The organism is Chitinophaga sp. HK235, assembly GCF_018255755.1.
Classification (GTDB): domain Bacteria; phylum Bacteroidota; class Bacteroidia; order Chitinophagales; family Chitinophagaceae; genus Chitinophaga.
Map to the genome: position 1 here is coordinate 3,201,202 of NZ_CP073766.1, position 15,205 is coordinate 3,216,406.

Annotated in this window: 12 protein-coding genes; 10 read left to right on the forward strand and 2 right to left on the reverse strand. The window is 47.6% G+C overall.

Annotated features, from left to right (window positions below; genetic code table 11):
* Nucleotides 1-59 precede the first annotated feature (59 nt).
* Entirely contained in the window at nucleotides 60-1,556 is a 1,497-nt protein-coding gene (locus KD145_RS11130; RefSeq protein WP_212005953.1) for a LamG-like jellyroll fold domain-containing protein, read from the reverse strand.
* Between the two features lie 280 nt (nucleotides 1,557-1,836).
* Entirely contained in the window at nucleotides 1,837-2,625 is a 789-nt protein-coding gene (locus KD145_RS11135; protein WP_212005954.1) for a PepSY domain-containing protein, read from the reverse strand.
* A 218-nt stretch (nucleotides 2,626-2,843) separates the two neighbouring features.
* Between KD145_RS11135 and KD145_RS11140 the strand changes: the two genes are divergently transcribed.
* The 10 genes from KD145_RS11140 (at nucleotide 2,844) to KD145_RS11185 (ending at nucleotide 15,194) form a co-directional block, all read left to right on the forward strand.
* Nucleotides 2,844-3,923: a linear amide C-N hydrolase gene (locus tag KD145_RS11140; RefSeq protein ID WP_212005955.1), complete on the forward strand. Its 1,080-nt coding sequence runs from the start codon at nucleotides 2,844-2,846 to the stop codon at nucleotides 3,921-3,923.
* A 179-nt stretch (nucleotides 3,924-4,102) separates the two neighbouring features.
* Entirely contained in the window at nucleotides 4,103-5,011 is a 909-nt protein-coding gene (locus tag KD145_RS11145; RefSeq protein ID WP_212005956.1) for an AraC family transcriptional regulator, read from the forward strand.
* 270 nt (nucleotides 5,012-5,281) lie between these two features.
* Nucleotides 5,282-6,274 (forward strand): efflux RND transporter periplasmic adaptor subunit, encoded by a 993-nt coding sequence (locus tag KD145_RS11150; protein ID WP_212005957.1) that lies wholly within the window; start codon nucleotides 5,282-5,284, stop codon nucleotides 6,272-6,274.
* Between the two features lie 31 nt (nucleotides 6,275-6,305).
* A complete protein-coding gene (locus KD145_RS11155; protein WP_212005958.1) occupies nucleotides 6,306-9,425 on the forward strand; it encodes an efflux RND transporter permease subunit in 3,120 nt (1,039 codons plus the stop codon).
* Nucleotides 9,426-9,478: 53 nt separating this feature from the next.
* Entirely contained in the window at nucleotides 9,479-10,762 is a 1,284-nt protein-coding gene (locus KD145_RS11160; RefSeq protein ID WP_212005959.1) for a TolC family protein, read from the forward strand.
* A 20-nt stretch (nucleotides 10,763-10,782) separates the two neighbouring features.
* Complete coding sequence (locus KD145_RS11165; protein ID WP_212005960.1) at nucleotides 10,783-11,382, forward strand: TetR/AcrR family transcriptional regulator; 600 nt, start codon at nucleotides 10,783-10,785, stop codon at nucleotides 11,380-11,382.
* Nucleotides 11,383-11,573: 191 nt separating this feature from the next.
* Complete coding sequence (locus tag KD145_RS11170) at nucleotides 11,574-12,323, forward strand: hypothetical protein (RefSeq protein ID WP_212005961.1); 750 nt, start codon at nucleotides 11,574-11,576, stop codon at nucleotides 12,321-12,323.
* Entirely contained in the window at nucleotides 12,310-12,693 is a 384-nt protein-coding gene (locus KD145_RS11175; RefSeq protein WP_212005962.1) for a hypothetical protein, read from the forward strand. The genes KD145_RS11170 and KD145_RS11175 overlap by 14 nt, the downstream gene beginning before the upstream one ends.
* A 186-nt stretch (nucleotides 12,694-12,879) precedes the next feature.
* Nucleotides 12,880-14,127, forward strand: a complete 1,248-nt coding sequence (locus KD145_RS11180) for a TolC family protein (RefSeq protein ID WP_212005963.1) — start codon at nucleotides 12,880-12,882, stop codon at nucleotides 14,125-14,127.
* An 8-nt stretch (nucleotides 14,128-14,135) separates the two neighbouring features.
* Complete coding sequence (locus KD145_RS11185; protein WP_212005964.1) at nucleotides 14,136-15,194, forward strand: efflux RND transporter periplasmic adaptor subunit; 1,059 nt, start codon at nucleotides 14,136-14,138, stop codon at nucleotides 15,192-15,194.
* The last annotated feature ends 11 nt before the right edge of the window (nucleotides 15,195-15,205 follow it).

The window sequence follows — 15,205 nt, forward strand, 5'->3', positions numbered from 1 at the left end:
TTCATAAAAACCTTATCAGGCGTAATGTGAATGCTCCTGATAAGGTTTTTTAGTTTAAACTATTCCACACTAAAAACGGTCACCAGCGCAGCATGATCCGAGGGATACCGGACGGGATGCGTAGTAATGGTGAATGATTTTACCGGGCGCAGTTTCCCCTTATAATAAATATAATCAATGCGATCTTTAAAAGCCTGTGGGAACTGAGGGCTCCAGGTGATGCCTCTGTCTTTCAGCGGGTCGGGATGGATCTTTCTGTAGCTGTCGGTGAAACCGGCTTCGAGCATGAGCCGGCTTTGCGGGAAAGGGACCACATAACCATGATTGAGAGATCGGGTACTTTCCACCCAGTCCAGATGGGAACCACTGTTAAGATCTCCGCAGAAAATGACGGGCACTGTTTCAGCATTATTGATATATGGCCTGATCACCTTCAGCGTGGCGCTCAGCTGGGCAGCATTGTGTTTCTCCATGCCCGCCAGCAGTGTGTCTATGTTAAGGGGTTGGTTTTTCTCCAGCATATCCCAGTAATCGAATGGGTAACTAAGCCAGTTGGTGATAAAAGCGATTTTTTGCTGTTGATTTAAACGGATATAGGCGCCACCGTTATAGAAAGGCCTTTCACCATCCAGGGTTTCCGCGATGGGGAAACGGCTCATGATACTGAGGTTGCTGCTACGCAGATAAAAGTAGTAGCCCAGTGCATCCGCGATTTTTTCTCCTGAGCCATACGTTTCCTGCATGGAGACAATATCTGCGCCCGACTGGCGGATGATATCCGTTATCCGTTGTGGTCCTGTGCCTTTACCGGTTTCATTGCCACCATGCCAGATATTGTAGTTCATAACCGTGAGCTGTTTTCCCGGTTGTAATGTCATCTCCGGCTGCGGAGTGAAATAACGGGCATAGGAACTACGGACCTGTTGTGGAGAAAGCACCGTTTTGTATATCACCAGTTCGTCCAGTTCGCCGTTAAAGGTGTTCCACTCACCGATATCACCGCTGGGGAGGCCGCCGGCATAAAGCGGGCCAGGGGAATTGGCCGCAGGGATGCCCGGTATGTGATAAATCGCCATTTGCCGGCCATCCAGATAAAGGGCGGCTTCCTGTTTGGCGGCATCAAAGCTATAGGTCAACTGATGCCATCTGCCATCACGGATACTTTGCCGCTGTGGCGTGGGATAGTAGGTGTAGCCCGTATTGCCGTTCCTGATCTCCCAATACCAGGCGCCGTTGGCCTGCACGCCTATTTTCCAGCCGGGCTGTTTAGGATCATCAGGAGGGGTCGTGGAAAGCAGGACATAATTTTCGTTGTCTGCCGCGGCTTTGGCCCAACACTGCACGGTATAGGCGCCTTCGTACTGTTTTAATACTGCCGGCAGCATTACCGGCTTTCGTACCGCCACACTGCTGCTGAGGTTAAGCGCCGTACCATTTACACCTGGGCATGTCTGCCATGCGGTGTCCTGATTGAAAGGCTGCTGATAGGCAGGTGTTTGCCCGGAAAGGGTTAGCGCCGCAAGAGAAACTGCGGCGGTCAATAAAACTTTTTTCATTGTTCACGCTGTTATTTATTGATTTTCCTGTGGTTTGGTTATATCCACCCATTTTACCAACCCCGTCATTTCTTCCATTTCGGCGATGATCATTTTAATGGTTTCATCATTTAGATATCTTCCAAAATACAAAAAGAGATAGAATACCTATAGTCACTGTAATGGGAAAGACGATGGATACAGTACAAAGAACGTATCCAAGTTAAATACAAACCAATAACACATGAAATTAATATATATATGCGGCTTTTTATCCCTAACCTAAAACATTTACCTAAGCTTACACCAACGCCCTTTTAGCTACTTTTTTCCTTTTCTTAAAAAGGCCGGTACTGATACCCCATAACAGGAACCCGGATACAACCGTAATCAGTCCCAGTATAGAAAAAGCGCGCAGCAGGATGTTACCGAAATTATCCCTTCCCTGGTAATCCATCGTATGGAGCATCCACAGGAAGTCGAAGGCCCTCCATTTGTTATTGCGGAATTTCTGCACGGTACCCAGGTCAGTGGCTACGTATACAGTGGTGGCGGAGGGATGTTCAAAAGTGACAGCATATGCCGGCAGAGGGCTTTCCCTGTATTCATGGTGACCATGGGTGGATGTCAGGTATTCCACGGATTTAACAGCAGGTGTTCCATTGAACCGGCTACTGGCCACAGCAATGGCTTCTTCCCGGCTTAGTGCCGGCCGGAGCTGCCCGGTGGTGGCATCCGCCAGGTAGGTAGTGTAGGCGGCCCTGTTGGTATGTCCTTCATGTTCATGCTCCATGTGCCGGCTCTTCACCTGATACACCGGTTTTCCCAGGATCTGTATCAGTTGCACAGCAGCAAAGGAGTCGGCCTGGTGGGCCTTCCGAATGTTGTCCAGCGCCACGGAAGGGGATACCAGCTGCAGGTTGCCCGAGAGAAGCGGTTCTGCTTTTTTCTGGAAATCACCATGTACGTCGTCCATATTGCTCCAGCTGAAATATAGTCCGCCAATGGTCCAGAACAGGAATTGTATACCCAGCAACAGCCCCAGGTAACGGTGTGACTTCCGGATGTAATAGTGTTTGCTTTTCGCCATAAAATACAGGTTGATAAAAATAGTCAGCATAAGCTCCGGCAGCCGCCGGGCCTCATTCGCATGGCGCCAAAAGTTAACAGCAATTTGAAAAAATCGTTATATAATTTACAGGAAATCCTTACATAATTTTCAGATTTACCTGGAGCTGAAGATCTTTTAAACAAACCATGTTAATCCTTGTTTTTATTTCAGTTTTTATCACCCCACAACTTCTTTTTATGAAGATCAGATTCATTATTCCCCTAGCCTTACTATTCCTGACACAGGTATTTTTTTGCTCTCACGTGGATGCCTGTACCGGAATTTTTCTGAAAGCCGGAGACGGTGCCTTTGTATGTGCCCGCACTATGGAATATTCTGTTGACCTGGAATCACAGGTCATTATCTTCCCCCGCAACTACCCCTTTAATGCAGTAAGCCCCGACGGCGGCAATAAAGGGCTGTCCTGGAAAACAAAATACGCCATGGTAGGCATCAATGCCCTCGGTAAAGATGCCCTTGCCGAAGGCATGAACGAAAAAGGGCTGTCAGTAGGATTGTTCTATCTGGCAGGTTATGCCGGTTATATGGATGTTCCGGCAAAAAAAATAGCTAAGTCCATCAGCGCTACCGACGTATCTGCCTGGCTGTTATCCAACTTTACAACCGTGGATGAAGTGAAAAAAGCGGTGGACAGCGGTATCCTGATCAACAAAGGCATACCCTTATATATCAACGGGGGTATTCCTTTCCCCTTACATTACAAGGTACATGATGCCCAGGGTAAGTCGCTGGTGATCGAATGTGTAGGAGGCAAGCTCTACACCTATAATAACCCGTTGGGTGTACTGACCAATTCCCCCACCTTTGACTGGCATATGACCAATCTGCGTAACTACGTAAATCTGAAGCCTACCAACGCTTCGCTTGTAAAGATGACCGGAGAGTCTGTCCAGGGCAGCAACGGCAGCGGAATGCTGGGGCTTCCGGGTGACTTTACCGCCTCTTCCCGTTTTATCCGTGCAGTAGCCTATACACAAAGCATGGAGCCTAGCCTCAACGCTTACGAGGCCGTTACACAGGCCTTTCATATTCTCAATTCCTTTGATATTCCCAAAGGAGTGATCAGAAATGCTGCCTACCCCAGGAATAATGAATATACACTATGGACCAGTGCAAGTGACCTGAAAAACAAACGGTTTTATTTTCATACGTTCTACAATAGAACTCCGCATGTAATAGATCTGATGAAATACTTGAACACTAATAAAGTACTGACTTTTTCTATGGACGCTCCTGAAGAACTCGTACAGAACTGAAAGATCTCCTCTTTTCCATACGCTCCTGCAATCTTTTTTTAAAGTAGATTGCAGGAGCGATTTTTTTGGACCGGACCCAACCGACTTTTTGACCAACATTACCGACTTATTAACCTTTGATAACAAGGCAGATCGGCAGAACTTCGCATCGTCCGGAGAAACAGCAACCCGATTAACGTATGGCACACAGGAAAGAGCACAGAGCGATTATCAAACAGGCTGAATTCATGCGCAGCAATGGATTCAATGATGTGCCAGGCATTGGGCTCTATGTAACCACTGATGTGAACATGGCTGACTACAACAAAATAGAATTTAATTTCAGGTCAGACTTCACCAGTATCCTGCTGATCCAACAAGGGACAATGAAGGGTTCACTGGACCGGGAATTATACACCCTGGAGCCCAACGATCTGTTGCTGATTCCTCCTCATACCATGAAAAAGTCTATTAGCACGGGAGAAGGATGTATAGGCTCGGGCCTTAACTTCACACTCGACTTCCTCGTGGAAATAGGTTTACCGGCCAACAAGATGGAGCTGTATGATTATTTCACTTCCAAATATTCCCCTCACTGGAAACTTTCCGCTACCGATGCCAACATCCTGCGGACACATTTCCGGCACCTGGCGGCCCGTATGGAAGAACTAAAACAACAACTACCCTTTGCCAGAGAAAAGCTGCAGCATACCTTTCTGCTGTTCATGTACGAATTGGCAGCACTGAGTACCCGGTACACACAGCTGAAAAACCCGAATGTTTCCAGAAAAGAAAGCCTGGTGATCAGTTTCACCAATCTGGTACAGGTGCAGTTCAGGCATCAGCGCAATTTAAAGCAGTATGCAGAGCAACTGTTTGTAACTGCCAAATACCTGACAGAAACCGTTAAAGAAATCACTGGAAAAAATGCCGGCGAAATCATCGACGACTATGTAGTGCTGGAAGCCAAATTGTTGCTCGACAATCCGAAACTAAGTATTGCCGAGATAGCAGAAACCCTGCACTTCAGTGACCAGTCTTTCTTCGGTAAGTTTTTCAAACGCCATACCGGCTATTCGCCGCGAGCCTTCAGGACGCTGGGGCACTGATCGTTTTCCCTTGAAAATTTCTTGTTACTAACAGTGTAACAGTTGTAGGTTTTAAAACAGGCCTGAGCATTCTTGCTCCGGCCTAATTTTCGTATAGTCATTTCCGTAGTAATACAATAACAAACCGACTTTCTGACCAGGTTACCCGATTTATCAACCTTTTCCTGCGGTCCTACTGCCAGTAATTTTGTCACGGAAAATCCTCGTATTCAATCATAGTAATAAAATCAGTTTATGTCGATGACGTACAAAACAGTTTCATTCTTAATCATGGCAGCAATGCTGGCAGGTTGCGGCAACAAGGCAGTACAGCAGGAGCAGCAGGCACCGGTTAAAGTGAGCGTATTTAAAGTCAGTACCAGTGATATACCCCGGGAATTCAGCTACTCCGGCACTATAGAGCCGGACAATACCGCTGATATTGGCTTTGCAGTGCCTGGTGTGGTGAACAGCATTCTGGTGGAAGAAGGCCAGACCGTAAAACAGGGACAGCTGCTGGCAGCTATCGATGCTACCGAATACAGTAATGCCCTTGCAATCGCCACTGCGGGCCTGGAGCAGGCAGAAGATATGTACAACCGGCTAAACGATCTTTATCAGAAAGGTAGTCTGCCTGCCAAAGACTATATCGATATCCGGACCAAAGTCGCACAAGCCAAGGCCAACAAACAGATCAGCGCCAAACATATTTCCGACAGCAGGCTCTACTCCCCTATCTCCGGCATCATCGCTGCCAGAAAGATAGAAAGAGGCAGTGCCGCAGCTCCCGGCGTACCTGCTTTCACCATCGTAAAAACAGACATGGTATACGCCAAAGCAGCCATACCGGAAAGTGAAGTCGGTTCCTTCAAACAGGGCACGATCGCTAAAGTATACATCCCTACGCTGCAGGACAGCGTGAGTGGTAAAATCACCATCATCAACCCGCAGGCCGATGCTGTATCAAGGACCTATAATATCAAAATAAAAATCCCCAACAGCAACGGCAGCCTGTTGCCCGGCATGCTGGCCAACATCAGCATCAACACAGGGAAAAGCCTGAGCAGCCTTACCGTACCCGCTACTGCCGTGGTAAGGGATGCAGATGATATCACTTATGTGTTTATCGCCGGCACACAACACAAAGCCATCCGCAAACGCATCACTGTAGGAGCCCTTACCGGCAAAAATGAAGTAGTGGTAACAACAGGGTTGCAGGGCGGCGAACAGGTGATCACCACCGGCCTTTCCAATCTCAAAGACGGCGCCTCCATCAACCTGTAACAACAATTAATCAGTGTGACAATCCGGAAGAATGAAAAAGAGAAAAATCAGCTTCATAGAAGCAGCCATGCAGTACAAACAGGTGACCATTGTAGTAGTGGTGCTGTTACTCCTGCTGGGGCTGTATTCCCTCCTGAACATGCCCAGGTCGGAAAACCCGAAGATAGACATGCCGGTGGCCATGGTATATGCTTTTTACCCCGGCGCCGATGAAATACAAATGGAGAAACAGGTGACCAACAAAATAGAACAGTACCTGTTTTCCTTCGAAGAAGTGAATAAAGAGAAAACCAAATCCCAGACAAAAGACGGGCAGGTTTTCATTACAGTAGAATTACATACCTCCGTTAAAGACCGGAAAAAATTCTGGAGCACCCTGCAACACGGCCTCAACAGCGCCGCACCGCAGATACTGCCACAAGGTGTGATAGGTCCTGTGGTGAACAGCAACTTCGGAGATGTAACCGCACAGATCATCACCGTATCCTCTGCACAACGCAGTTATGGCGAGATAGAAAAATACCTGGATAAAATAGAAGACGGGCTCAAAACCATTCCGGAAGTATCCAAAATAAACCGGTCCGGTGGCCAGAAGCAACAACTATACGTAACAATCGATGATCAGAAGATGCAGCAGTATGGTTTTGACCTGTCTACTATTATCCGTACCCTGCAGGTCCAGAATATCACGGGTTATTCCGGTGAGATGACCATCAGCTCCAACACCTTCCCGGTATTTACCAACAGCCGGTATAAAACAGCGGAAGACCTGGGCGCACAGATCATCTATACCACCCCGCAGGGAACCGTGGTGAGACTACGCGATGTAGCGCGTATAGAACGCCGGTATGAGGAACCATCTTCGTTTATCCGTATAGGTGATGACAAGGTGATGATGCTGGCTATTGAGATGCAGCCCGGTAACAACATCGTACAATTCGGTCATCTTGTGGAAAACAGGCTGGAAGCGCTCCGGCATGATTTCCCCGAAGACATCAAAATCAAGACCATCGTTAACCAGCCGGAAGTAGTAGATGAAAGTATCCGACACTTTATGAAAGAGTTTGGACTGGCCATCGCTTCGGTGATCATTGTGGTGATGTTGTTGCTCCCCTTCCGGGTAGCCGCCGTGTCTTCGCTGGCAGCGCCCATCTCCATCCTGATCACCTTCGGACTGATCAACATCATGGGTATAGAACTGCATCAGGTAACGCTGGCTGCGCTGATCATTGTGCTGGGCATGGTAGTAGACAATGCGATCGTGGTGGTGGACAACTACATCGAAAAACTGGATGAGGGCATCACCCCGTGGACAGCAGCCTGGCAGGCCGCCAAACAGCTTTCCCTGCCTATCTTCACGGCTACGCTGGCCATCATTTTCGCCTTTGCACCGCTGGCCATCTTTATGAATGGTATATCCAAAGATTTCATCGCGGCCCTGCCGGTAACCATCGCCGTAGCGCTGATTACCTCTATGGCAGTAGCATTGCTGCTCACACCCTACACATGTTATGTGTTCATCAAAAAAGGTCTCAAACATAAAGTCAGCACAACTAAAAAACGTAAAAGCCTGCTGGACCTCCTGCAGGACACCTTCAACAAAGGCGTGGAGCTGGCCTTCCGTTATCCCCGTACTACTGTGGGCATCGCGGCAGGTGCAGTAGTGCTGGCCATAGTACTGGCTGGTAAAGTGAAACAGGAATTTTTCCCGCTGAGCGAAAGCAAACAATTTAATGCAGAAATATGGATGGCCAATGGCACATCCCTCGAAGAAACAGAACGGGTGGTGAAGCTGGTGGAAATGGAGTTGCAGAAAGATAAACGTGTGACAGGTATTGCCAGTTTTGTGGGTTCCAGCTCCCCCCGTTTTAATGTTACCTACGCACCGGAGATGCCCAGAAGGAACTTCGCTCAGGTATTTATCACCACCTCCGGCAGCGATGCTACCAACGAACTGGTAAAAGAGTACCTGCCTAAGTTCGAAGGTTTTGTGCCCAACGGTTATGTACGGCTGCGTCAGCTGAGTATGCAGGAAGGCTCTCCGCTGGCCGTCCGGGTGATCGGCGAAAACCTCAGCGATCAGAAAAAAGTGGCAGAGCAGGTAAAAGAGATCCTCCGCAACACAGCAGGCACCAACTGGGTAAGGTCCGACTATGAAGACGATTACCTGGGCATCAATCTGCAGGTGAAAGAAGACGCCGCTGCCAGGCTGGGTGTTCCTAACCAGCTGATCACCCAAACGATCGGGGCCGGCCTTAAAGGCTTTGCCGTATCCCAGATATGGGAAGGCGACAAACCAGTGGACATCTTCCTGCGTATGGAAGCCAATAACCGCAAGGATTTTAATGACCTGAGTAATCTTCACCTCAACAGCATATACGGCGGTAAAGTGCCTTTAAAAGAAGTAGCAGCGCTGACACCTTCCTGGCATACCGGCGTGATCGCCCACCGTAATGGTATCCGCACCCTTACGGTATTATCTGAAGCACAGAAAGGTATCATGGCTTCCGAGATATTAAAAAAGGCGCAGCCGCAGATTGAAAAGCTGCAGCTTCCCGCCGGTATCAGCATACAGTATGGTGGTGATGCCGAATCGTCCGGAGAGAATGCTCCGGGCATGGGCAAGGCGCTGGGCACCAGTCTTGTTCTGATATTGCTCACGCTGTTGTTCCAGTTCAAGACTTTTGGTAAAACACTGATCATCCTGGCCACTTTCCCGCTTAGTCTGCTGGGCGCTTTCCTGGGCCTGTATATCACCGGCAACCCGATGGGTATGACCGCTTTCATGGGCATCATCAGTCTGATTGGTATTGTGGTACGTAATGGTATTATCCTGGTAGACTATGCAGATGAGCTGGTAAGAGACCATAACTATACGATAAAAGCCGCTGCGCTGGGTGCAGCCAAACGCCGTATGCGGCCTATCTTCCTGACATCGGCCGCAGCTGCTATCGGTGTGGTGCCGATGATCATCGGTAAGTCGCCGCTGTGGGCACCACTGGGCAGCGTACTGGCATCGGGGCTGATTGTATCCATGATACTCACCCTTTTTGTAGTACCGGTGCTCTATTATCTGTTTGTACGTCCTGCTCCGGAACCCGCGATAGCTGCCGATGCCGACGCAGAGATCATGTACAAACCGGCCCATTGATTTATCAGATCCGCAGGTGGCACTGGTTGCCACCTGCCCATAAAAAGACAACCATGAATTTCAGATTAATATTCACCCTGGCAGCTGCATTGGCCGCTCATCATACTTTTGCACAGACACCTGTGCTGACGGTGGAAGACTGCCAGCGGATGGCCATAGAACAAAATAAAAAAATCAGGGCCGCACAGTACCAGATAGATGCAGCCAATGCAGCTGTTAAATCCGCTGCAGCCAATGCCTATCCGGCCATCGACGGTTCTGTGATGGGCGCCTACCTGGGCAAACCCATTGGTGGCGCGCTGAACGGTGCCATCCCTGAATACTTCGGCAGTGCAATCGTTTCCGTTACCCAACCGATTTATGCCGGCGGTAAAATACAGCTGGGCAAAGCTGCCGCCGCCAAAGGTGTCAATATCCAGCAGGAACAGAAAGCACTGACCACCGCGGAAGTATTGCTGAACGTCAACAAAGCATACTGGCAGGTAGTACAGGTAAAAGAAAAAATTATCCTGGCAAAAAAATATCAGGAGATGCTGCAAGGACTGCAGCAGGAACTTAAAAACGCCTACGACGCAGGCCTGATCTATAAAAACGATCTGCTGCGGGTAGAAGTGAACCTCAACGACGCCTCCCTGAGGCTTACTCAGGCCAACGACGGCCTCGTGATGGCCAAGCTGGCCCTGGCACAGGTGACAGGCATGCCCGGCCAGACAGATTTTAATATAGCCGACTCCGTTAGTGGCAACTTCAACGAAGTGGCTGCACAGGAACTGACAGCTGCTGCGGAAAACAGGCCGGAAATCCGCTTGCTGCATCAGGTGCTGGAAGTAGAGCAATTGCAGAAAAAAATGCTGAAGGCTGATTTCCTGCCCACTATCGGTGTCAGCGCAGCTGGTCTGGCCACCGGCGGTAAAGGCGTCAATATCAGCAATGGCAAAGACTTCATGGGTTCCTGGTACGGACTGGCCAGCATCAATGTACCCATCTTCGACTGGGGCAAAAAAGCCAATAAGGTAAAGGAACAGTCCTTTAAAATAGCTGCCCGTCAGCAGGAACTGGAAAACACCAAAGAGCTGGTGGGCCTCGAAGTACAACAGGCATACCTGGCCCTTAACCAGTCCGTCAAAAAAATCCAGACCTCCCGGCTGTCACTGGAACAGGCCACCGAGAATCTCAAACTCGCCAACGACCGCCTCAAAGCAGGGACTATCACCGGTAAGGACGTACTGGAAGCACAAACCATATGGCAACAGGCCTATAGCAGTATCATAGACAGCAAAGTTGAATATAAGATCAATGAAGCGGCATATCAGAAAGCGATCGGAGCATTGAAATAATCCCTTAAAACAATTGTTGTATGAAAGAAGAATGGCACCAGCTCGTTCATGGCGGCATCATCCTCTTCACCCACAAAGGTATCAGGGCTACCAGCGTAGACGAGATCACCCGGTTCTGCCAGCTGCCTACCCAAAGCTTTTACGAACATTTCGACAGTAAAGAAAAACTGATTTGCCATATCATCACGGAATGGCTGGAAAAAACAGAGAGGTACCTCTCTTTCAACAGGCACCTGTCTTCCAATGCCATCACGGAGATCAGTAACTTTTTCAGGGCCGCGGAAAAAATGGTGGAAATCATACAGCCCGTCTTTTTTATCGATATCCGCAATCATTACAGCAGCACCTGGGAAAAGCTGGAACAGTTCAGGGAAGAAACACTCTCCGCTTTCATCCGGCTGAATGTCTGCAGAGGATTGAAAGAAGGACTGTACCGCCGCAACCTCGACCGGTCGCTGATGGAAAAAATTTACTTCACACCGATGCAAATCGTTACAGAACATAGGCATATAGAGAGGAGTCTTGTCAACAGGATCTACCATGAGATGAACACCATTTTCCTGCATGGACTGGTGAATCTCAGAGGGATGAAACTGATCTATGAAAAAGACGCACATTAATAAAAATGATATTCTCCAATGCTCAAAGTGGATGTTTAAAACTCATATAGAAAACTATTTTTTCAAATCGCTGCAAACATTGTCCTATAATTGGTTGCAGCGATTTGAATTTATTTTACTTTTAGATCGCAGACCGATTTTCTGTGTAAAAAACCTTTATCTTTAGTTGTCATCAGAAATCGGTACACTTCATGAGTATTGCTTTATATTCTCATCATATAACCCCACGTGAAATACAACAAATCCTCTCTTTGGGATACGAACTGAAAGGAGAAATAACCAATGCTCCCGAAGATTTTATCAACAAGTATTTCCGGAATTTCGACCTTTTAAAACTGTTAGACGATATCAATGAGACATTACTATCTGTTAGTATTGACAAATTGTTTAAGTGCATTTTTTTAAATCCACCTCACCCTCCGGAAATAAAAATTGACATTCAATCTGAGCATTGTGAAAATGAGACATCCGGGTTGGCATTATCAAGAACATTTACCTGGGATGATAATGAGCTGATAGTTAAACATGATGCATTTATTCTTCCAACAGGCGCCAGGAACAAGGGGATTGCCAAAAAGATTTTCCAATCCTTCCTTCAGCAATATTTGAATATGGGAGTCAGGAAAATACATGTCTTTGCTTGTTTAGAGGATGGTGGATATGTCTGGGCCAAATTCCAGTTTAATGCTCTGTACAAGCAGGAGATGACTTTTATTTTAAACAATTCACGAAAAAAACTAACGCAAAAACAGTACGAAGCAATCGAAAAAATATACAATAATTACTATATAAAACACCCTGAGGGAAAATCATTTCCTATCTTCAAATGGGCAGAATTGTCTTTTATGGAAAATATTCTGAGAAGCAGTCAATGGCATGGTGCAATAGATTTGTCCAATAGGGAGGAATCAATTAACTTTATAACATATGTTTGCGGATAAATCGATATTTAATGAGGCTGCCTATATTGGAGAAGAGCTTATGAAAGACAGGTATTTCTCTGATATCGACAGAAAGTGTTACACCGTTATAAAAACGGTTCAGGATGGCGATTTCTATCTTGAAGAAGCTATGGATCTATATGGAGTTTCACAGACTGATATTGAAAATTATGTTAGCAAGCGTATTCTCAAGGAGTTAGATTCTTTTTTCGCCACCTGTTCCGCTAAATCGAAAACAATCGCCATATTGGATATTATATCCGAAATGTATAAGAACTACTTCAATCCTATTGATAAGGATGCCACAGAAGTTTTTATGCACTTTGAAAAGTTATCCAACAATATCCAGAATGATAAGATCAGAGTCTAACCCCCATTTCCTCCCCATATTATTTTATTCCTCACTCCCCTTTACATCTTCAAATATTCACTATCTTGGCCCCCGATTTGGAGACCAGGCCTTGTGATTTATTCCCTTGTCAGTGATGTTATTTGACAGCCATTGAACAAAAACCGCAAAAATTAGTATTATCCATAGCAAACAGCACTAACAGGAATGCGTAGAGCCATTTATCTGATCATTTGTACGATGGGCATCCCCTTTATGTCAAGGGCCCAGACTACTCTAACCTTGCCAGGGGCACTTCATGCCGCCAGAACCAACAACCCTTTTCTTAAGCCTGCCAGTCTGAATACTGCTATCGCCCAGAGCGATGTCATTACTGCGGGATTAAGACCCAATCCGGTGTTGAACAATCAGACCCTTCAGCTGATGAACTCGCGGAACTTTGCTCCCAACACCCGGTATTACGATAAAGAAAACCGGCAAACCTGGTGGCAGCTGACCAAACAGTTTCAACTGTCGGGCCAGCGGAGACTGAAACAACAGTTCGCAGCCGGCAATGTAACCGTCGCCGAAAAAACCTTCGCCGACGTGGAAAGGAACATCCTTACCGAAACAGGCAACAAATGGCTGGATGTATGGTTTAATAAAGTCAACCTGCAACTGATCCGCGAAGCGAGAGTAAACATTGACAGCCTGGTAAAAACCCAGGAAATACGCCTGAGAAACCAGGTGATCAGCAGCAGTGAACTGGCACGTACCCAGCTATTGCTGCAACAGTACCAGCTACAATACAACAACGCAGCCCAGAACTATCGTAATGAACTGCAAAACCTGCAACTGCTCACCGGACAAACCGACAGCATCGCCATCGACGAACAGGACCCCGTTATATCCATGGAGATGACGCAGGAGCTGGACAGCCTCGTAAACCTTTCGCTGGTGCAGCGCCCCGATGTACAACAGGCACAGGCCACCATCAGCGCCGCCAAAAGCAACATCTCCCTGCAAAAAGCCCTGGCCCAACCAACGCCGGAGCTGGGATTCATCTACAACCCGCAGAACACCGTTCCCTATTTCGGCGTCTTCGCTACCATCGATCTGCCGGTATTCAGCCGCAACCAGGGCGAAATCCGGAAATCCAAAATAGTACTGCAACAGTCCGAACAGTCACTGTCCGCCCTGCAAAAACAGGTAAGCACCGAAGTACAAGCCACCTGGCATACTTATCAGGTCAATAGAGAAACAGTAGACAAATACAAAAGCATCCTGCCCCAGGCAGAAACTATTCTGCAATCTGTAAAGTACGCCTATACGAAAGGCGGTACTACCATCATAGATTTCCTGGAAGCACAACGGACCTGGTTCGAAACCCAGAAAATGTATTACGACGCATTGTACAACTATCGCAAAAGCTACCTGCAACTTTTACAGGTAACCGGATTGATTAATCAACTATAATTTATCAGATGACAAAAACTGCCTTGGGCTTATCAATAGCAAGCATTGCATGGTTGGCCATGTCTTGCGGAGCACATCAGGAAAAGAAAACAGCTGCCGCCCCCAGCAAAACCGTTGTGGAAGACAGCGGACGAACTATCAAACTTCCTCCCGACAGCCTTACCCTTCACTTCTTCAAAACCATGGAGGCCACCCAGAGCGACCTTAACGCAGAACTGATGGCTCCGGCACGTGTAGCCGCTACCGTGGTAAAGTCAAACGGAAACGCCTCCCAGAATATCGTGCTGTTCGACAATCCGGACCTCACCGCCAGTTACACGGAGCTGTTGCAACATATCATCAACATCCGCGAAAAAGGTAATATCATCCGCCAGAAAAAAGCTATCGCCGCCCAGAAACAAATAGAACTGGACCGCTTTAAAGATCTCGCGGAACACGGCGCCGGCACCGGCAAAGATGTGTCTGATGCCAAAACAGACCTCATCTCCGCCCAGACTGAAATGGCTATCGCGGAAACAGACCTCGCCAACGAAAAAACTTCCATCATAGAACATGAATCCAAACTCAAACTGGCCGGCTTCGACCCACAGTCGCTCGTAACAGCCAAACCAGACAAAACATGGATCATCTGTGAAATGCCCGAAAACCAGATCACCAAAGTAAAAGAAGGCAGCAACTGTAAACTGCAGCTCAACTCCTACCCTGGCGAAACCTTTTCCGGCGTGATCGAAAAAATCGGCGAAGTAGTAGACAACATCACCCGTATGGTGAAATTGAGAATCACCGTATCTGACATACAACACAAACTGCGCCCCGGTATGTTTGCCACCGTAAAATTCGGTGTCAGCGAAGGCAATACCCTGTCGGTGCCCCGCGCTTCCATCATTACCGTTCAGGGCAAAAACTATGTTTTTGTACGTAAAGATGATCGCACCTTCGAACGCAGGGAAGTGCTCACCGGTATACAGGTAAACGACCGCATGGTGGTATTCGGCGGCATTAAAGCAGGCGACCAGGTGGTAACCGACGGCGCCATGCAACTGAAAGGAATTTCATTCGGATATTAAAAATCATAGTT